Raw genomic sequence first — 18,931 nt, 5'->3', positions numbered from 1 at the left:
ACCGGGGCTTTTTTCATGCGTGAACGCGACAGCAATTACGTTGCGAGCGGACCGTTCATGATCCAGCGATGGCCGAACGGATCACGCACGATCGCGGTGCGCGTGCCCCAAAATGAATTTGTCGGCGAGACTTCGCCGACCGCACCGAGCTTCGTCGCCCGCGTGAACACTTCGTCCACTTCCTCGGACGTTGCGAATTCGAGGCTGACCGAGGCCGTCACCGGCTCGCCGGGCAGAGGCGAACGCGCCTTGCCGAATTCGGGGAACGCATCCGACAGGAACAGCGTGCCGCCGTTGATCTCCAACTCGCAATGCATAATCCGCATGCCGTCCAGCGCTGGCATCAGGGCTTTCTGCTTGGCGTCGAAAGCGGCGCTGTAGAATGCAACGGCACCCGCCGCGGGGGAAACCGTGAGATAGGGTGCGACCGGCGGCCGTGCAGACATTGAGGAGCCCCATGCAGTTCTTATATGGCGAGAATACTTTCCCGCCGCGCCTTATGCGAGTAAAAAGCCCGCTGCAACAGGCGCCTACGGAACGCGCCCGACCCGGAAAAAGCGAAAACCAAAATGGCCAAACCGACCACCCTGTACGACAAGATCTGGAACGATCACCTGGTTGACGAGCAGCCCGACGGCACCTGCCTGCTCTACATTGATCGCCATCTTGTCCATGAGGTGACTTCGCCGCAGGCGTTCGAAGGCCTTCGCGTGTCCGGCCGCAAGGTGCATGCGCCGGAGAAGACGCTTGCCGTTGTCGACCACAACGTGCCGACGACCGACCGCTCCAAGCCGAACCCCGATCCGGAGAGCGCCGAGCAGATCGCTGCGCTTGCGACCAACGCGCGCGACTTCGGCGTGCAGTATTTCAACGAGTTCGACAAACGTCAGGGCATCGTCCACGTCATCGGCCCGGAGCAGGGCTTCACGCTGCCCGGCTCGACGATCGTGTGCGGCGACAGCCACACCTCGACGCATGGCGCATTCGGCGCGCTGGCGCACGGCATCGGCACCTCAGAGGTCGAGCATGTGCTCGCCACGCAGACGCTGATCCAGAAGAAGGCCAAGAACATGCGTGCCGTCGTCGACGGCAAGCTGCCCGAAGGCGTCACCGCGAAGGACATCATCCTTGCCATCATCGGCGAGATCGGCACCGCAGGCGGCACCGGCTACGTGCTGGAATATGCCGGCGATGCGATCCGCGCGCTGACGATGGAAGGCCGCATGACGGTCTGCAACATGTCGATCGAAGGCGGCGCACGCGCGGGCCTCATCGCACCCGACGAGAAGGCGTATGAGTTTCTGAAGGGTCGTCCGCTGTCGCCGAAGGCTGCGCAGTGGGAGCAGGCCGTGCGCTACTGGGACACGCTGCGCACCGATGAGGGTGCGCATTTCGACCACGAGATTCGTCTCGACGCCGCGAACCTGCCGCCGATCGTCACCTGGGGCACCTCGCCGGAAGACGTCGCTTCGGTTGCTGGCATCGTGCCCGATCCCGCCAAGATCGCAGATGAGGCCAAGCGGCTGTCGAAGGAACGCGCGCTCGCCTATATGGGCCTGAAAGCCGGCACCAAGATCACCGACATCAAGCTCGACCGCGTCTTCATCGGCTCATGCACCAACGGCCGCATCGAGGATCTGCGCGCGGCTGCGGAGGTGATCAACGGCCACACCGTCAACGGCAATGTCAATGCAATGGTCGTTCCGGGTTCCGGTCTCGTGAAGGAGCAGGCCGAAGCCGAAGGCCTCGACAAGATCTTCATCAAGGCCGGGTTCGAATGGCGCGAGCCGGGCTGCTCGATGTGCCTCGCAATGAACCCCGACAAGCTGTCGCCGGAAGAGCGTTGTGCCTCGACCTCGAACCGCAACTTCGAAGGCCGTCAGGGCTTCAAGGGCCGCACCCATCTGGTGTCGCCTGCGATGGCGGCAGCGGCGGCGATCGCGGGCCACTTCGTCGACATCCGCGACTGGAAGGCTGCGTAACCGCAACTTCGCCGGGAATGACCCCAATAAAAAACGGGCGCTGAAAAGCGCCCGTTTTGCTTTGCTCTTTCCACTACTGTCTTCAGAACCCGAAACTGAATCCAATGCCGCGACCCCAACCGTAATAGGCCGGTCCGCCGTAATAATAACCGTAGGGACGATAATACGGCCGGTAATAGCCGTATGGCCGGTAATAGCTAGGCCCGTAATAGTAGGGACGGTAATACGGCCGATAGTACGGGCGATAATACACGCGCGGACGATAGTGACGGCGGTAACGCCGGGCGCTCACATCGGTCATCGTTTGCTTGGCGTGATGCGCCTGCTGCGAGGCCGCTTGCGGCTGCTGCGTGGCGGCCTGCGCCGCCGGCATCACCAGAGCGGCACCAAACATCATCGCTGCGGCAGCGAGCAATGTCTGAAGATTGAATTTCATCAAATCCTCCTTCGATCTGTCTCAGGGCCCCGGCCTAGCCATATCATGTTCCGCGCCGGCGCCGATTCCAATCGTTCCAAACGAAAACAGGCCCCGCGAAGGGCCTGCTCGTTGATCCGTTGGAGATCACCAACGGCGATGATGCCAGTGGCGACGATGAGGATGCCAGTGACGGCGCGGATGCCAATGACGGCGATAGCGGACTTCCGTCGTACCGACGGCAGCATGATCGGCGGCCGCAGCCGTGCCAGGTGCCGCAAGCGACATCGCATTCGCCTGCTGTGACGGAGTCACAACAAACATCAGACCCGCGACTGCGAGAAGTCCGAGAAGTTTCTTCATCCTCAAGCTCTCCTATGACCAATGAAACAGCCGTCATCCGACGGCTGCAATCCAACGCTTTACAACCCGCGTGAGCCACGAGGGTTCCCGATGAGGGACATTGGTCAGCCTGAAAGCGAGACGGTGAATTTATGCTGAATGAATCAAGGCCACAGAGTGGCATCGATGCGAAGCAAGCACTCGGCGATGCGCGACAGCTTCAACCCTGCCAGTAACAGTTTTCACGCGGCACGATCACTGTCCCGCTGGGACGATGCTCGTACTCGTAATGAGAATGGCAAATCCGAACGGAATTCGGTCCCGGCCCGCGCGGCGTATAGATATGAACCCGGGGCGGCCGCCGGCGGCGGCGCTCCCGGCTCTGCGCGGAAAATTCCTCTGCCCTTGCTCCAGTAGACGCCTCTGCAGGCGCAACCGCGGCATGGGACTGGACGGCACCGGCAGGCTCGGCAGACGCTTGGGTACCGGGTGACAGCGCCACCAGCAAAACCGCTCCCACCATGCCTAACAATGAATGCCGCACCATCCGCCTGCCCCCTCGAGAAGCCCGAAAACTCTCCGATCGGCCTTCCCGCGTCAATAACCTTCGCCCACCGCATTCGGCCATGCGTTCAATGGGCCTTTGCCAAATCCGTCATTCACGATAAGAACCGTTCCAAATTGGCCTGCCTCCGCAGGTCCCAACGGATTGAGACGATGGAAAAATTCACGGTTGTGAGCAGCGTCGCGGCGCCGCTGAAGATCATCAATGTCGACACCGACATGATTATCCCGAAGCAGTACCTGAAGACCATCAAACGGACCGGGCTCGGCAAGGGCCTGTTCTCGGAGCAACGCTACAATGACGACGGCAGCGAAAATCCGGATTTCGTGCTGAACAAGCCGGCTTACCGCCACGCCCAGGTCCTGGTCGCAGGCGACAATTTCGGCTGCGGATCGAGCCGCGAACACGCACCTTGGGCACTTGCTGATTTCGGCATCCGCTGTGTGATCTCGACCTCGTTCGGCGATATCTTCTACAACAACGCGTTCAAGAACGGCCTGCTGCCGATCCGCGTCACCCACGAGCAACTCGACAAGCTGTTCGACGACGCCGAGCGCGGCGCCAATGCCACGCTGACCATCGATCTCGAGAAGCAGGAAATTCGTGGCCCGGACGGCGGGGTCATCAATTTCGAGATCGACCCGTTCCGCAAGCACTGCCTGCTCAACGGCCTCGACGACATCGGCCTAACGATGCAGAAGAAGGCTTCAATCGACAGCTTCGAAGCCCGCGAGAAGATCGCACGTCCCTGGCTGTGAGATCACAATGACAGCGGCCCTGCCGCCGTCAAATCTCGCATCACGATAAAAACCGGGCGGCTTCAGGTTTTTGCCGCCTGCTCCATTTTCCCGATCGCATCCGCCATCGCGAGCGTACGGCGCGCCATCTCGGCGTGAAGCCGCTCGACCATCCGTCCCTCGTAACGGATCGCGCCCTTGCCGGTAGCCTCAGACTGCTCGAATGCGGCAATGATGCCGCGTGCTTCGGCGAGTTCGTCATCCGCCGGCCGAAAAACGCGATTGGCGATCTCGATCTGCGCCGGATGGATCAGCGTCTTGCCGTCGAAACCGAGATCGCGTGCTTGCTCGCATTCGGCCGCAAAACCCGCTGCATCGCTGAAATCGCTGTAAGGTCCGTCGAGAACCTCAATGCCGTAGCTGCGCGCGGCGACGACGCAATCGAGAAACAGCGGCACCATCTCGACACGCCCCGGCTTCATGCGGATGCGGGTGTCGAGCGAAATGTCGTTCGGACCGATCACGAACGCGGCAAGCCGCGCACCCTTCTCGCGCGCGCAGGCCGCGATCCCGGCAATCTGCAACACCGCGAGCGGCGTCTCGATCATCACCCACAGCTTGATCGCAGGATTAGCCCCCAATTGGTCCAGTCGCGCGCAGATCGCCGCGACATCCTCAGGCCCTGCGATCTTCGGAACCAGAATGGCGTCCGGGCGCGCCTGCGCCGCCAGCGCGCTGTCGTCCTGCCAAAAAGGAGATGCAGGCGCATTGGTGCGGATGACAAGCTCGCGCCCACCGAAGCCGCCCTGCGACATTGCCTGCGCGATCTGCGTTCGTGCGTTCGGCTTTTCCTCAGGCGCAACCGAATCCTCGAGATCGAAAATAATACCGTCGGCAGGAAGGCTGCGGGCCTTCTCCAATGCGCGCGCGTTCGAACCCGGCATGAACAGAACGCTGCGGAGCGGGCGGATCATCGGCATTGCTCCAGAGACATGACTTCGAGAGGCGTATCACCGGTAATGTAGGGAGGAAAGCCTTGCCCCGTGGGAGGGATCGTGGTTAGCCAATGGAAATAACGCGAGAGTGACCATGCCCGAGAGATTTCCAAAACAGTTGATTTCCGGCTACCGCACCTTTGCGGCCCATCGCCTTCCGACAGAGCAGTCGCGCTACCACGAATTGTCCGACATCGGCCAGTCGCCGGAAGTCATGGTGATCGGCTGTTGCGACTCGCGCGTGTCTCCCGAAGTGATCTTCGACGCGGGGCCGGGCGAATTGTTCGTCGTCCGCAACGTCGCGAATTTGGTACCGCCCTACGCGCCGGACGGCGAGGCGCATGGCGTCTCATCCGCACTGGAATTCGCGGTGCAGGTGCTGAAGGTCAAGCACATCGTGGTGCTCGGCCACGCGCAATGCGGAGGCATCAAGGCGCTGGTGGAACCTTCCGCGCCGCTGTCGCCGGGCGATTTCATCGGCAAGTGGATGTCGCTGCTGTCTCCGGCGCTCGACGGCGAGCCTCGTAAGCCCGGCGAATCCCAGCACGATTACGTCACACGCATCGAGAAGAAAGCGGTCTCGACCAGCCTCGACAACCTGATGACGTTTCCCTGCATCCGCATTCAGGTCGAGCGCGGCAAGATCCAGCTTCACGGCGCCTATTTCGGTGTCGCACATGGATCGCTGTCGATCCTTGACCGCACGACCGGCGAATTCCAGGCCGTCACCCAGACGTTGCCTCTCGGATATGAGAGCGCACGCCCGCATTCAACTTCAAACTAAGCTTCAAAAAACAAGCCGCCCGAAGGCGGCTTGTTTCAACACGATGACAAAGGCGGCTAATCAGGCCGCCTTTTAAGCAGCCTTTTTCTTGGGCTGCAGCAGCTTGCGGTTGACGAGCACTTCGGCGATCTGGATCGCGTTCAGCGCCGCACCCTTGCGCAGATTGTCCGACACGCACCAGAACGCCAGACCGTTCTCCACTGTCGCGTCCTCGCGGATGCGGCTGATGTAGGTCGCGTCCTCGCCCGCCGCCTCGTAAGGCGTGGCGTAGCCGCCCGGCTCGCGCTTGTCGATGACGAGGCAGCCCGGCGCCTTGCGCAGAATCTCGCGCGCTTCATCCGCCGAGATCGACTTCTCGAACTCGACGTTGACGGCTTCGGAATGACTGATGAACACCGGGACGCGCACGCAGGTCGCGGTCAGGACGATTTTGGGATCAAGAATCTTCTTGGTCTCCATCATCATCTTCCACTCTTCCTTGGTGTAGCCGTCCTCCATGAAGACGTCGATCTGCGGAATCAGGTTGAAGGCGATGCGCTTCGGAAACTTCTTCGCCACCAGATCGTCGTTGGTGTAGACCGACTTCGTCTGCGAGAACAATTCGTCCATCGCGTCCTTGCCCGCGCCCGACACCGACTGGTAGGTCGAGACCACGACGCGCTTGATGGTCGCGGCATCGTGCAGCGGCTTCAAGGCGACCACGAGCTGCGCGGTCGAGCAGTTCGGATTGGCGATGATGCCCTTCTTGGTGAAGCCTGCTGCTGCATCGGCGTTCACTTCCGGCACGATCAGCGGCACGTCGGGATCCATGCGCCAGGCCGAGGAGTTATCGATCACCACCGTGCCTTGCGCTGCGATCTTCGGCGACCACTCCTTCGACACGTCGCCACCCGCCGACATCAGGCAGATATCGACGTCGCTGAAATCATAGTTTTCGAGAGCTTTGACTTTCAGGGTGCGGTCGCCGAACGATACTTCCGTACCCTGGCTGCGGCGAGACGCCAGCGCGACGACTTCGTCGGCCGGAAAGGCGCGCTCGTCCAGGATGTTGAGCATTTCCCGGCCCACATTGCCGGTAGCTCCCACGCAGGCGACCTTGAAACCCATTTTAGTTCTCCAAAGCAGTGCTTCGCCCACAGGATGTGCGGAGCGAGACGCCGCGCTTCTATGCGAAAAATACCATCAAGACAACGCCAACTGCCTCTTCGGGCCCGGCAACCGGGGCCGGAGGGACCGACGGGCGTTGCCTCGCCCCTCATATAGGCGACCAATCGATAAAATGCCGGGCTTTTGAAACATTTCAGCACCTTGGACCGTTATTCAGCCCGACTGTGGCCCAATTCACCTTGTGGCGGCGCCCCCGGAACAGGTAAATTGTCCTCCACTCAGGAATTCGCGAGGGCACGATGGTTTTGAAAATGTTGCGCACCAACGTCATGGCGGCCGCGCTAGCGACAGTGACGGTGGCCGCATTGGGGTTTGGCGTCAGCGATGCGAATGCCGCGCCCAAGAAGCGGCAGACGGTGGTCGCGCGCGATGGCGGCGGCGTCAATTATTCCTACCGCTCCGGCCCGCGCACCCGCGTTTTCATCTCTCGCCGCTCCTGGCTCGATGGTGGCACCGAGGTGTTGCCCGGCGACCGCAAGTTCACCGACTACGCGCTGGCGCCCGGCTATCACTACGGCCGCACCATCGACCGCACCAACATGGGCCGCAATCCGCTGAGCGACAATTACGATCTCGGTGGCTATCCGACAGCGTTCCCGCTGTACTGATCGAACGTCCCGCCTGAATCAAAAATGCCCGGCTCGCGCCGGGCATTTTTTATTTTCGGAATGGCGCTCGGCGATCAGCCGTGCAGCGCCTGCACTTCCTTCAGCACCGCCTCGCCCATCTGCGAGGTGGAGACGCCCTTCGCGCCGCCGGTCGCGATGTCGCCGGTGCGGATGCCCTTGTCGAGCACGTTGGCGATCGCCTTGTCGATGGTGTCGGCGAGTTGGCCCATATCGAACGAATAGCGCAGCGCCATGCCGAACGAGGCCAGCATCGCCAGCGGATTGGCGAGGCCCTTGCCGGCAATGTCTGGCGCAGAACCGTGCACCGGCTCATACAGCGCCTTGCGCTTGCCGGTCTTTGCGTCGGTCGCGCCGAGCGAGGCCGAGGGCAGCATGCCGAGCGAGCCGGTCAGCATCGCGGCGATGTCGGACAGCACGTCGCCGAACAGGTTGTCGGTGACGATGACGTCGAACTGCTTGGGATTGCGCACAAGCTGCATGCCGCCGGAATCGGCAAGCTGATGCTCAAGCTGCACGTCCTTGTACTTCTCGGCATGCACACGGGTCACGACCTCGTTCCAGAGCAGGCCGCTCTTCATGACGTTGCGCTTCTCCATCGACGTCACTTTATTCTGACGCTTGCGCGCGAGGTCGAAGGCGACAGCCGCGATACGCTCGATCTCATAGGTCTCGTAAACCTGCGTATCGACCGCGCGCTTCTTGCCGCCGCCGAGATCGGTGATTTCCTTCGGCTCGCCGAAATAGACGCCGCCGGTCAGCTCGCGCACGATCATGATATCGAGACCCTCGACGATCTCGCGCTTCAGGCTCGATGAATCGGCGAGCGCCGGGTAGCAGATCGCGGGGCGCAGGTTGGCGAACAGTTCGAGGTCCTTGCGCAGCCGCAGCAGGCCCGCCTCGGGGCGCACATCGAACGGCACGCCATCCCATTTCGGGCCACCGACCGCGCCGAGCAGGATGGCATCCGCCGCCTTCGCCTTCGCCACCGTGGCGTCGGTGATCGCGACCTTGTCTGCATCATAGGCACAGCCGCCGACCAGACCGGTTTCGGTCTCGAAGCTGGCGATGCCCTGCGCGTTCAGCCAGTCGATCAGGCGCTTCACCTCTCCCATCACCTCGGGGCCGATGCCGTCGCCGGGGAGAAGCAATAATTTGTGCGGTGCCATAGTAGAATTGTCCTGTCGCTGGTTGCCGGGTATGGAAAGTCGCGGCTTTGCTAGATTCCCCCTGCATGTTTTGCAAGCCGCATCGGCCAAACACCCGCATTTGCAGGGCTCTCTGAGCGATTTGCATGACCTCGCGCGCTCCCACGATCGCCGACGCCCGCCCGGCCTTGGCGGTTCTCACGCTGGCTATCGGCCCCACCATCGGCCTCGGCATCTGCCGTTTCGCCTATTCGCTGGTCCTGCCAGATATGCGTGACACGCTGGGCTGGTCCTACGCCACAGCCGGAGCGATGAATACCGTCAACGCTGCCGGCTATCTCGCGGGCGCGCTGCTGGCCGCGCCGGTGGCGAAGCGGATCGGCCTGCTGAAAACCATCCATCTCGGCATCGTAATGTGCCTCGTCTCGCTCGCGATCAGCTCCGTCTCCGGCGCCCCCGTGCCTTTCGGTTTTGCCCGGATCCTATCCGGCATCGGCGGCGCGTTTGTGCTGATCTGCGGCGGCGCGCTCGCCGCGTCCATCGCACAGATGCATCCACGGCGCGCGGCGCTGCTGATCGGGTTGTTCTATTACGGCCCAGCGATGGGCCTGATCATTTCGGGGGCGATTTCGCCGTTCCTGCTGCAAGAATTCGGGCGCGGCTCGTGGTGGATCGTGTGGATCGTTCTCACCGCGATTTCGGCGGCGCTGGCCGTGCCGCTGCTGCGTGTCCGCCTGCATCCGGTCAGCGTCGGCACTAGCCAGCAGGATTCCTCGATCAAACCGATCCTGCCGTATCTCGCGGGCTATTTCCTCTATGGCGCAGGCTATATCGCCTATTTGACCTTCATGATCGCCTATATCCGCGACAATGGCGGCGGCGCGGCGGCACAAAGCGCGTTCTGGTGCCTGATCGGGCTCGGTGGCATCAGCGCGCCGTGGATTTGGCGCGGCCTGATGGCGCGCGGACAGAGTGGCTTCGCCATGGCCCTGATGATCGGGCTCACCACGATCGGCGCGGCGCTTCCGCTTGCAGGATCATCGCCGTGGATCTACGCGCTGTCGGCTGTTGTCTTCGGCAACGGATTTCTCGCCACCACGATTGCGACCACCGCCTTCACGCGGTTCAACTATCCCGAACAGGCTTGGCCGCGCGTGATCGCGATCATCACCATCATCTTCAGCCTCGGACAGATTCTCGGCCCACTCGTCACCGGCGTTATCAGCGATCTCACCGGGACTCTGTCGTCGGCACTCGCGGTCTCCGCAGCCGCGCTGGCGCTCGGTGTCGTGATCAGCCTCTTCCAGCGCGCGCTGCCTTTCAGTCGCGGCGAGGCGCGCTAAACGACACCAGAATCCATGCGATGGTCTGCATTGCATTGTGCAGCGCGGCTTTGGTAAAGCCGAATTCTCATTTGTCTTTCGGATCTTCACCATGACCGCATCCGCCAACGCCAATCTCTACGCCCGCCTGTTCGAGGGATTGAAGGAGCCTCTCAAGACAGCGGTCGAAACCGAAGATGGCCGCGAGGTGTCATACGGCGAGCTGGAAGAATTCACGGCGCGCACCGCCAATTATCTTGTGGCGCAGGGCGTCAAGCCGGGAGACCGCGTCGCCGCTCAGGTTGAAAAATCACTTGCGGCGCTGGTCCTCTATCTCGCGACGATCCGTGCGGGCGCTGCGTTTCTGCCGTTGAACACCGCCTATACGCTGAACGAGCTTGAATATTTCTTCGGCGATGCTGAGCCGTCACTGATCGTCTGCGATCCTTCGAAAGCGGAAGGAATCCGCAAAATTGCGCAGACAATCAACGCCAACGTCGACACGCTCGACGCCGACGGGCATGGCTCGCTCAAGGATGGCGCTGTGAACGCCTCGCCGGATTTCAAGACCGTCGCGCGCGCGGGAAACGATCTTGCCGCGATCCTCTACACCTCCGGCACCACCGGCCGCTCCAAGGGAGCGATGCTGTCACACGACAATCTGGCGTCAAATGCGTTGACGCTAATGAAGTACTGGCACTTCACCGATAAGGACGTGCTGATCCACGCGCTGCCGATCTATCATACCCACGGCCTGTTCGTAGCGATCAACACCTGCCTGTTCTCGCGCGCGACGATGATCTTCCTGAAGAAGCTCGACACCGACCGCATCATCGACCTGATGCCGCGCGCGACCGTGCTGATGGGCGTGCCGACTTTCTACGTCCGACTGCTGCAGAATCAGCGCCTGACGAAAGAAGCCGCCTCGCACATGCGGCTGTTTATTTCCGGCTCCGCGCCGCTTCTCGCCGAAACCCATCGTGAATGGTCGGCACGCACTGGCCACGCCGTACTGGAACGCTACGGCATGACCGAAACCAACATGAACACCTCGAACCCGTATGATGGCGAGCGCGTGCCGGGCGCGGTCGGCTTCCCTCTGCCGGGAGTCACCATGCGCGTTACCGATCCCGAGACAGGCCGCGAACTGCCGCGCGACGAGATCGGCATGCTGGAGGTGAAAGGCCCGAACGTCTTCCAGGGGTACTGGCGGATGCCGGAGAAAACCAAGGCGGAATTCCGCGACGGCTTCTTCATCACCGGTGACCTCGGCAAGATCGATCAGCGCGGCTACGTCCACATCATCGGACGCGGCAAGGACCTCGTCATCTCAGGTGGCTTCAATGTCTACCCGAAGGAGATCGAGAGCGAGATCGACGCCATTCCCGGCGTGATCGAAAGCGCGGTGATCGGCGTGCCGCATGCCGATTTCGGCGAAGGCGTCACAGCCGTGGTGGTCCCCGACAAGAAGATCAGCCTGGACGAGGCCGCCGTGCTGCACGCGCTCGACGGCCGACTCGCGAAATTCAAGTTGCCCAAGCGCGTTCTGTTCATCGACGAATTGCCGCGCAACACGATGGGCAAAGTGCAGAAGAACATTCTGCGCGACAAATACGCAAAGCTTTACGCCCACTCGAAATAGCGGCGCTTGGTCGGCGATCGAGTTCCGCAGGCAGGGCATGCCCGATCTGCGGAACTCGAAGGCCTTGCAATGATGCCGGCTACTCGCCGCCGCCGAGCGAAAAACCGAGCCACGCGGCAACCGGCGCGGCCATGAAGATCAAAAGAATCTTCGTCGACAGAAAATCCCGGGAGATCGGCAACCTGCCGAGAATGCAGCACAGCAGCAACCCGAGGACCGAGAAGCCGAAAACGCCCATGAAAGGGGCATTTGTCTCGCCCTTGCGAGGACCGGACCGCACCGGACCGGCGTCTTTGCGTGGCTGGATTTCAGGTAAGGGCATGAGCGTCATCTGCGTTAGTTTGTCGCAGGTTAGCGAGGGAATGGCGACGGTGCAAACCATCCAATTCCCCGATAGGCGGCTCTTTCAAGGAGTGAACAAGCGGCCATTTTATATTGTGAACATTTACGCTGGCATACTAAATACACAAACGGTCGGCACAACTAAAAAATGAATCAATATTCTCAATTATCATAGTTTCGCATTGCACTCATTCTGTCCTGTCCGTAAATAGAAAATCTCTAACCCTCGGGCGCGAAGAAATTCCTTCGCCGCATTTTTCGAAAAGTCGCCGATGGCCGCACAGACAGATCGCCCGCTCTCCCCCTTCATGACCTATCGGTGGACGCTGACGATGATCATGTCGATCATCCACCGCGTCACCGGCATCGGGCTTTATGCCGGCACGCTGTTGATGGCCTGGTGGCTGATCGCCACCGCCTCTGGTCCTGCCGCCTATGCCTGCCTGCAGACCTTCACCACAAGCTGGATCGGCCGCCTGGTTGAGATCGGCTTCACCTGGGCGCTGCTGCACCACGCCTTCAGCGGGCTGCGTTATCTCGTCTGGGATACAGGCCACGGCTTCGGCGTGGAGGCCCGTGAACGTCTGACCCAGGCGGCTCTCGTCGCCGGCATCGTCGCCACCGCAGCATTGTGGATCGGCTTTTATATGATCGGAGCCGGCCGATGAGCGCGCGCGACACCGCAAAAAACGTATCCATGCGCACGCCGCTGGCGCGCGTACGACGTCTCGGTGCCGCCCATTCCGGCACCAAGGATTTTTTCCGCCAGCGCGTCACTGCGATCGCAATGGCGCTCTTGATCGTGCCGGTCGCCATCATCGTCGTTATGCTGACGGGACGCGATCAGGCCGCCGCAGCCCAGCTTCTCGGGTCGCCGATCGTCGCGATCCTGCTGACCCTCTTCATCATCGCGGGCTGCCTGCACATGAAGATCGGCGTGCAGATCGTGATCGAAGACTACGTGCACAGCGAGGCGATCAAGATACTCGCCATCATCGCCAACAATTTCTTTTCGTTCGCCGTCGGGCTTGCATCGATCTTCGCGATCTTCAAGCTCTCGGTCGGGAGTTAAATCATGACAGCAAGCGGCAAGACGGCCGCGGCCGCAGGCTCGGCCTATCCGATCGAGGATCACACCTACGACGTGGTGGTGGTCGGCGCGGGCGGCGCTGGATTGCGCGCCGTGGTCGGCTGTTCGGAAGCCGGTCTTCGCACCGCCTGCATCACCAAGGTGTTTCCGACCCGCTCGCACACGGTCGCGGCGCAGGGCGGCATCTCCGCCTCGCTCGGCAACATGCATCCCGACGACTGGCGCTGGCACATGTACGACACCGTGAAGGGATCGGACTGGCTCGGCGACCAGGATTCCATCGAATACATGGTGCGCAACGCGCCAGCCGCCGTCTATGAGCTCGAACATTGGGGCGTGCCGTTCTCGCGCACCGAGGACGGCAAAATCTTCCAGCGTCCGTTCGGCGGCATGACCCGCGACTTCGGCAAGGGCCAGGCGCAGCGCACCTGCGCCGCCGCCGACCGCACCGGCCACGCCATGCTGCACACGATGTACGGCCAGGCGGTGCGCCATTCGGCCGAGTTCTTCATCGAATTCTTCGCCATCGATCTCATCATGGACGATCAGGGCGTCTGCCGCGGCGTGATCGCGCTCAAGCTCGATGACGGCACGCTGCATCGCTTCCGCGCCCAGACCACGATCCTCGCCACCGGCGGTTACGGCCGTGCGTACCAGTCCTGCACCTCGGCCCATACCTGCACCGGCGACGGCGGCGGCATGGCGCTGCGCGCAGGCCTGCCGCTGCAGGACATGGAGTTCGTGCAATTCCATCCGACCGGCATCTTCCCGGCGGGTTGCCTCATTACCGAAGGTGCGCGTGGCGAAGGCGGTTATCTCGTCAATGCCGAAGGCGAACGCTTCATGGAGCGCTATGCGCCCTCCGCCAAGGATCTTGCATCGCGCGACGTCGTCTCACGCGCAATGACCATCGAAATCCGCGAGGGACGCGGCGTCGGCAAGAAGAAGGATCACATCTTCCTTCATCTCGACCACCTCGATCCCGCCGTGCTGCATCAGCGCCTGCCAGGCATCTCGGAATCCGCGAAGATTTTTGCCGGCGTCGACGTCACCCGCGAGCCGATCCCGGTGCTGCCGACCGTGCACTACAACATGGGCGGCATCCCGACCAACTTCCACGGCGAAGTGGTGGTGAAGAAGCATGGCGACGACGACGCGGTGGTCCCCGGCCTGATGGCGGTCGGCGAAGCCGCCTGCGTGTCGGTGCATGGCGCCAACCGCCTCGGCTCGAACTCGCTGATCGACCTCGTGGTGTTCGGCCGCGCGGCGGCACTGCGCTGCGCCGAAAAACTGACGCCGAACGGCAAGCAGCCGGAACTGCCCGCCAATTCCGCCGACATGGCGCTCTCTCGTCTCGACCATTTCCGCAACGCCTCCGGGGGCACGCCGACCGCGAAGCTGCGCGATTCGATGCAGCGCGTGATGCAGAATAACTGCGCCGTGTTCCGCACCGGCGAAGTGCTCAACGAAGGCAAGGACCTGATCCACAAGGTTCATGGCGGCCTCACCGATATCGGCGTCACCGACCGCTCGCTGGTCTGGAATTCCGACCTGATCGAGACGCTCGAGTTCGACAACCTCATCGTGCAGGCGGTTGTAACGATGGATTCCGCCGTCAACCGCACCGAGAGCCGCGGCGCGCATGCGCGGGAGGACTTCTCCGAGCGCGACGACAAGAACTGGATGAAGCACACGCTGGCGTGGATCGACACCAAGGCCAACACCACGATCGATTACCGCCCGGTGCACAGCTACACGATGACCAACGACATTCAGTACATTCCGCCGAAGGCGCGCGTGTACTGAGCAATTGCCGGGCGAAAGGGCGTTTACGACCGTCTGAGACGGTCTATGCCCGGAACGACAAGAACAGAGGCTTTACGTCATGGTTGAATTCGCGCTGCCGAAAAACTCCACCGTCACGGGCGGCAAGAGCTGGCCGAAGCCGGAAGGCGCCACCGAGACGCGCGAATATCACATCTACCGCTGGTCGCCGGACGACGGCCAAAACCCGCGGATGGACACCTATTACGTCAACACCGCCGATTGCGGCCCGATGATTCTCGACGGGCTGATCTGGATCAAGAACCACGTCGACCCGACGCTGACCTTCCGCCGCTCTTGCCGCGAGGGCGTCTGCGGCTCCTGCGCGATGAACATCGACGGACAGAACACCCTCGCCTGCACCCGTGCGATGAGCGAAGTCGAGAGCGGCCCGATCACCGTCCGTCCGTTGCCGCATCAGCCGGTGGTGAAGGATCTGGTGCCAGACCTCACCAATTTCTACGCACAATATGCATCGATCGAACCCTGGCTGCACACCTCCACCGCGACGCCGCAGAAAGAATGGCGGCAGTCGATCGAGGAGCGCAGCAAGCTCGACGGACTTTACGAGTGCATTCTGTGCGCCTGCTGCTCGACCTCGTGCCCGAGCTATTGGTGGAACAGCGACCGCTTCCTCGGTCCGGCCGCGCTCCTTGCAGCCGATCGCTGGGTGAAGGATTCCCGCGACGAGGCCACCGGCGAACGCCTCGACAATCTGGAAGATCCGTTCCGGCTCTATCGCTGCCACACCATCATGAACTGCGCCAAGGCCTGCCCGAAGGGATTGAACCCCTCGAAGGCCATCGCCGATCTCAAGGCGAAGCTGGTCGAGCGCCAGGTGTAAGCAAGCGCAACTCTCTCGCATCAAAAGCCTGCCGCTGAACACGGCAGGCTTTTGATTTCGGGTTCTCTACAGACGATCAGAACTTATCAACGTCAATCACCGCTTGGGCGAAAGCCTGCGGTGCTTCCTGCGGCAGGTTGTGCCCGATGCCGCCGGTGATGAGCCGGTGCTGATACTTCCCGATGAATTTCTTCGCGTAGGAATCCGGCGAGGGATGCGGCGCGCCATTGGCATCGCCCTCCATCGTGATGGTCGGCACGCTGATGGCCGGAAGCTGCTCGAGCCGCTGCTCGATGGCGTCATACTTCACCTCGCCTTCGGCAAGGCCTAGCCGCCAGCGGTAGTTGTGGATCGAGACCGCGACATGATCGGGATTGTCGAGCGATTTGGCCGAGCGCGCGAAGGTCACGTCGTCGAATTGCCACTTGGGCGAAGCGAGCTGCCAGATCAGCTTTGCAAACTCATGGGTGTTCTCGCTGTAGCCGAGACGGCCGCGCTCGGTCGCGAAGTAAAACTGATACCACCATGCCAGTTCGGCTTTCGGCGGCAGTGGCTTCTCGTTCGCCGCACGGCTTCCGATGAGATAACCGGAGACCGCTACCAGCGCCTTGACGCGTTCTGGCCAGAGCGCCGCGAGAATGCCTGCCGTGCGGCCGCCCCAATCGTAACCCGCGATCAGCGCCTTCTCGATCCTGAGCGCATCCATCAGGTTGATCATGTCTACCGCGAGCGCGGCCGGTTCGCCGTTGCGCAGCGTATCGGCGGAAAGAAATTGCGTCGTGCCGTAGCCGCGGGCATGCGGGACGATAACGCGATAACCCTTCGCGACGAGCATCGGCGCAACATCGACGTAGCTGTGAATGTCGTACGGCCAACCGTGCAACAGAAATACCACGGGGCCATCGGCGGGACCGGTTTCATAATAACCGATGTTCAACACACCGGCCTTGATCTGCCGGACCGGCGCAAGCACGGCTGCGCTGTTCGATTGCGTCGCGGGACTCGGCGCGCCTGCGCTCTGCGCGCGGGCGGATTGCAGCAAACCGAACCCGGCGGCCGTCAATGCGGCGGCGCCGGTCGAGGCGAGCTGAAGAAAATTGCGGCGGTTCGCATTGAGAAGATCGGACATGGCTGTTTCCCGGGTTTGCAACGTAACGTTGAGGGCGCCGCGAACGATCCGCACTGACATAGGCGGCACGGATCGTTCGCCGCGGCGGCTCAGAGCACATTCAGTTCGACGTTGATGTTGCCACGTGACATTTTCGAGTACGGGCAGATCTGGTGGGCGGCGTTCACTACCGCTTCGGCGACATCGCGATCGAGCCCCGGCAGGCTGACATTGAGACGAGCCTGAAGAAGGAAGCCGTCACCTACCGTTCCGAGATCGACCTCCGCATCCACCGCCGTGTCGGCGGGGAGCTTGACCTTCTGCAGGCTCGCGGCGCGGCCCATGGCGCCGATGAAGCACGCCGACCAGCCGGCGGCGAACAATTGCTCCGGATTGGTGCCCTGACCGGCCGAGCCAGGAGGCGACAGCTTCACATCCAGGCGGCGATCGGAGGAACGGGCCGCGCCGTCGCGGCCGCCTGTGGCGTGGGTCTTGGCGGTGTAGAGCACTTTTTCGATCTGGGTGGTCATGGCGGGTTCCTTTCATTATGTCTCTACCGATCCAATCGGATGCGATCTAAATATATCAAAATACCCGGATGTCAACGCTTCCGATTTAATCGGAACCGATATATATGCTGTCCGAGATATCACATCCGTGTGAGGAACTTCGCGATGACCACCAAGACCAGCGCCGGCAAGACTTCTTCTGACAGACCCACCCCGAGACTCGACGATTTCCTGTGCTTCGCGGTCTATTCAGCCAATCTCGCCTACGGGCGAGCCTACAAGCCGATCCTGGAGAAGCTCGGCCTCACCTACACGCAGTACATCGCGATCGTTGCGCTGTGGGAGCAGGACAATCAGACCGTGGGCGGCCTCGGTGAAAAGCTGTTTCTCGAATCCAACACACTGACGCCGATCCTCAAGAAGCTCGAGGAGTTGGGCTATGTGGAGCGCAAGCGCGACCCCGCCGACGAGCGCCAGGTCATTGTGCATCTCACTAATGAAGGCCGTCGCCTGCGCGAGAAGGGCCTGTGCATGAACCTCGTCAAGGAGACCGGCCTGCCGCCCGAAGACTTCCGAAAACTGCAGAAGGCGGTCGTCACGCTCCGCGACAATCTCGCCAAGGTGGCAAAGAACCGGCGGGCGTGAGGCGGCGCTAGCCGAACGCCGGCAACACGAAAATCGCGATGCTGGTAAACAGCGCGAGGCCGTAGACGATCGAACGCGCGGTCGGCTGATCGATGACATACAGCACGCCGTGTACGATGCGCAGCAGTACATAGATCACCGCAAGCGCATTGACGGTGGAGAGCGTAGCGCCCTGCGTTATCGCAATGATGACGGCGGCGGCGAAGAGCGGGAAATTCTCGTAGGCATTGTAGTGCGCGGCATAAGCGCGTCGATGCTTCGGTGGCAGATCGTTGGTCGACTCGCGGGGACAATGATTGTCGACAGTGCCCCCCGCCTTCGCATATCCCGCCCAGAACAGCGGCAACAGCGCAGCGACCAGAACACACCAATAAGCCAGCGGCATCGTCTTCTCCTGTGACGCCGCATTTCGTCGGCAGGTGAACGCAAAGTCAACTCATCGCCTGCGTCGACGCGGAACATGCAGCGGCAGTGGCTGTTGCTTTTAGTCCGATACGCGAGGAGATCGAATTGGCACCAGATCCGCAAACGCCGCAGGGCGATCCGCCGGAAGTACCACCTGCAACGCCAGGCACGCCGACCGAACCGCCACGCGAAATGCCGCCGGGAAATCCCAAACCCGACGTGCCGCCGCCGATGCATGAACCGGATGCGCCACAGGTGCCGCAGGAATTGCCCGGACAGACGCCGGATGAATTTCCGGTGCGCGGACCGCAGACGCCGCAGGGCCCTTCCCCGCCGAGCGACTGAGAACTCCTCGCCCTTTGCTCCGCCGAATATCCTTCATCCTGACGATACATTTTACAAAAATACGATGTGCGATGAACGCTCATTCATATCGCCG

22 protein-coding genes are annotated in these 18,931 nt (G+C 61.8%); 12 read left to right on the top strand and 10 right to left on the bottom strand.

Annotation, left to right across the window (positions count from 1 at the left end; all coding sequences use genetic code 11):
• Positions 1–35: 35 nt before the first annotated feature.
• Positions 36–446 (bottom strand): VOC family protein, encoded by a 411-nt coding sequence (locus tag HMPREF9697_RS14370; RefSeq protein ID WP_002717964.1) that lies wholly within the window; start codon positions 444–446, stop codon positions 36–38.
• A gap of 123 nt (positions 447–569) precedes the next feature.
• Between HMPREF9697_RS14370 and leuC the strand changes: the two genes are divergently transcribed.
• The gene (leuC, locus tag HMPREF9697_RS14365; protein WP_002717963.1) at positions 570–1,982 is read left to right on the top strand and encodes a 3-isopropylmalate dehydratase large subunit; all 1,413 of its coding nucleotides are present in this window, start codon (positions 570–572) and stop codon (positions 1,980–1,982) included.
• Positions 1,983–2,064: 82 nt separating this feature from the next.
• Here the strand turns inward: leuC and HMPREF9697_RS14360 are convergent, their stop codons facing one another.
• Positions 2,065–2,418 (bottom strand): hypothetical protein, encoded by a 354-nt coding sequence (locus HMPREF9697_RS14360; RefSeq protein ID WP_002717962.1) that lies wholly within the window; start codon positions 2,416–2,418, stop codon positions 2,065–2,067.
• Between the two features lie 126 nt (positions 2,419–2,544).
• Complete coding sequence (locus HMPREF9697_RS14355; protein ID WP_002717961.1) at positions 2,545–2,760, bottom strand: hypothetical protein; 216 nt, start codon at positions 2,758–2,760, stop codon at positions 2,545–2,547.
• A 696-nt stretch (positions 2,761–3,456) separates the two neighbouring features.
• Here HMPREF9697_RS14355 and leuD point away from each other — a divergent pair.
• Positions 3,457–4,062, top strand: coding sequence for a 3-isopropylmalate dehydratase small subunit (gene leuD / locus HMPREF9697_RS14350; RefSeq protein ID WP_002717959.1), 606 nt, complete (start codon positions 3,457–3,459; stop codon positions 4,060–4,062).
• 62 nt (positions 4,063–4,124) lie between these two features.
• Here the strand turns inward: leuD and HMPREF9697_RS14345 are convergent, their stop codons facing one another.
• On the bottom strand, positions 4,125–5,015 hold the full coding sequence (locus HMPREF9697_RS14345) for an HpcH/HpaI aldolase/citrate lyase family protein (protein WP_002717958.1): 891 nt from the start codon (positions 5,013–5,015) through the stop codon (positions 4,125–4,127).
• 115 nt (positions 5,016–5,130) lie between these two features.
• Between HMPREF9697_RS14345 and HMPREF9697_RS14340 the strand changes: the two genes are divergently transcribed.
• A complete protein-coding gene (locus HMPREF9697_RS14340) occupies positions 5,131–5,820 on the top strand; it encodes a carbonic anhydrase (RefSeq protein WP_002717957.1) in 690 nt (229 codons plus the stop codon).
• 72 nt (positions 5,821–5,892) lie between these two features.
• Here the strand turns inward: HMPREF9697_RS14340 and HMPREF9697_RS14335 are convergent, their stop codons facing one another.
• Positions 5,893–6,927, bottom strand: coding sequence for an aspartate-semialdehyde dehydrogenase (locus HMPREF9697_RS14335; protein ID WP_002717956.1), 1,035 nt, complete (start codon positions 6,925–6,927; stop codon positions 5,893–5,895).
• 299 nt (positions 6,928–7,226) lie between these two features.
• On the opposite strand from HMPREF9697_RS14335, the gene HMPREF9697_RS14330 reads away from it, so the two are divergent.
• Complete coding sequence (locus tag HMPREF9697_RS14330; protein WP_002717955.1) at positions 7,227–7,595, top strand: hypothetical protein; 369 nt, start codon at positions 7,227–7,229, stop codon at positions 7,593–7,595.
• Between the two features lie 74 nt (positions 7,596–7,669).
• Here the strand turns inward: HMPREF9697_RS14330 and leuB are convergent, their stop codons facing one another.
• Positions 7,670–8,782, bottom strand: coding sequence for a 3-isopropylmalate dehydrogenase (leuB, locus tag HMPREF9697_RS14325; RefSeq protein WP_002717954.1), 1,113 nt, complete (start codon positions 8,780–8,782; stop codon positions 7,670–7,672).
• A gap of 125 nt (positions 8,783–8,907) precedes the next feature.
• Between leuB and HMPREF9697_RS14320 the strand changes: the two genes are divergently transcribed.
• Positions 8,908–10,104, top strand: coding sequence for a YbfB/YjiJ family MFS transporter (locus tag HMPREF9697_RS14320; RefSeq protein WP_002717953.1), 1,197 nt, complete (start codon positions 8,908–8,910; stop codon positions 10,102–10,104).
• 91 nt (positions 10,105–10,195) lie between these two features.
• Positions 10,196–11,725 (top strand): malonate--CoA ligase, encoded by a 1,530-nt coding sequence (locus HMPREF9697_RS14315; protein ID WP_002717952.1) that lies wholly within the window; start codon positions 10,196–10,198, stop codon positions 11,723–11,725.
• A gap of 79 nt (positions 11,726–11,804) precedes the next feature.
• On the opposite strand, the gene HMPREF9697_RS14310 is transcribed toward HMPREF9697_RS14315, so the two are convergent.
• Positions 11,805–12,107 (bottom strand): hypothetical protein, encoded by a 303-nt coding sequence (locus tag HMPREF9697_RS14310; protein ID WP_002717951.1) that lies wholly within the window; start codon positions 12,105–12,107, stop codon positions 11,805–11,807.
• A gap of 232 nt (positions 12,108–12,339) precedes the next feature.
• Between HMPREF9697_RS14310 and sdhC the strand changes: the two genes are divergently transcribed.
• The 4 genes from sdhC (at position 12,340) to HMPREF9697_RS14290 (ending at position 15,825) form a co-directional block, all read left to right on the top strand.
• Positions 12,340–12,735, top strand: a complete 396-nt coding sequence (gene sdhC / locus HMPREF9697_RS14305; protein ID WP_002717950.1) for a succinate dehydrogenase, cytochrome b556 subunit — start codon at positions 12,340–12,342, stop codon at positions 12,733–12,735.
• Positions 12,732–13,139 carry a succinate dehydrogenase, hydrophobic membrane anchor protein gene (sdhD, locus tag HMPREF9697_RS14300; protein ID WP_002717949.1) on the top strand — a complete coding sequence of 136 codons (408 nt, stop codon included), beginning with the start codon at positions 12,732–12,734 and terminating at the stop codon, positions 13,137–13,139. Before sdhC ends, sdhD begins: the two co-directional genes overlap by 4 nt.
• 3 nt (positions 13,140–13,142) lie before the next feature.
• A complete protein-coding gene (sdhA, locus tag HMPREF9697_RS14295) occupies positions 13,143–14,963 on the top strand; it encodes a succinate dehydrogenase flavoprotein subunit (RefSeq protein ID WP_002717948.1) in 1,821 nt (606 codons plus the stop codon).
• 79 nt (positions 14,964–15,042) lie between these two features.
• A complete protein-coding gene (locus HMPREF9697_RS14290) occupies positions 15,043–15,825 on the top strand; it encodes a succinate dehydrogenase iron-sulfur subunit (protein WP_002717947.1) in 783 nt (260 codons plus the stop codon).
• A 76-nt stretch (positions 15,826–15,901) separates the two neighbouring features.
• On the opposite strand, the gene HMPREF9697_RS14285 is transcribed toward HMPREF9697_RS14290, so the two are convergent.
• Positions 15,902–16,954 carry an alpha/beta fold hydrolase gene (locus HMPREF9697_RS14285; RefSeq protein WP_002717946.1) on the bottom strand — a complete coding sequence of 351 codons (1,053 nt, stop codon included), beginning with the start codon at positions 16,952–16,954 and terminating at the stop codon, positions 15,902–15,904.
• 89 nt (positions 16,955–17,043) lie between these two features.
• Positions 17,044–17,463 (bottom strand): organic hydroperoxide resistance protein, encoded by a 420-nt coding sequence (locus tag HMPREF9697_RS14280; RefSeq protein WP_002717945.1) that lies wholly within the window; start codon positions 17,461–17,463, stop codon positions 17,044–17,046.
• 144 nt (positions 17,464–17,607) lie between these two features.
• Here HMPREF9697_RS14280 and HMPREF9697_RS14275 point away from each other — a divergent pair, with 144 nt between their 5' ends.
• The gene (locus HMPREF9697_RS14275; protein ID WP_002717944.1) at positions 17,608–18,087 is read left to right on the top strand and encodes a MarR family winged helix-turn-helix transcriptional regulator; all 480 of its coding nucleotides are present in this window, start codon (positions 17,608–17,610) and stop codon (positions 18,085–18,087) included.
• 7 nt (positions 18,088–18,094) lie between these two features.
• Here HMPREF9697_RS14275 and HMPREF9697_RS14270 read toward each other — a convergent pair whose 3' ends face one another.
• Complete coding sequence (locus tag HMPREF9697_RS14270) at positions 18,095–18,472, bottom strand: MAPEG family protein (protein WP_002717943.1); 378 nt, start codon at positions 18,470–18,472, stop codon at positions 18,095–18,097.
• A 125-nt stretch (positions 18,473–18,597) separates the two neighbouring features.
• On the opposite strand from HMPREF9697_RS14270, the gene HMPREF9697_RS14265 reads away from it, so the two are divergent.
• The gene (locus HMPREF9697_RS14265; RefSeq protein WP_040307967.1) at positions 18,598–18,837 is read left to right on the top strand and encodes a hypothetical protein; all 240 of its coding nucleotides are present in this window, start codon (positions 18,598–18,600) and stop codon (positions 18,835–18,837) included.
• Positions 18,838–18,931 lie beyond the last annotated feature (94 nt).

Origin of the sequence: Afipia felis ATCC 53690, from assembly GCF_000314735.2 — a bacterium.
In the GTDB taxonomy this organism is placed as follows: Bacteria; Pseudomonadota; Alphaproteobacteria; order Rhizobiales; family Xanthobacteraceae; genus Afipia; species Afipia felis.
Note: the sequence above shows the minus strand (reverse complement) of the source record. Positions and strands in the feature narration are given on the sequence as shown.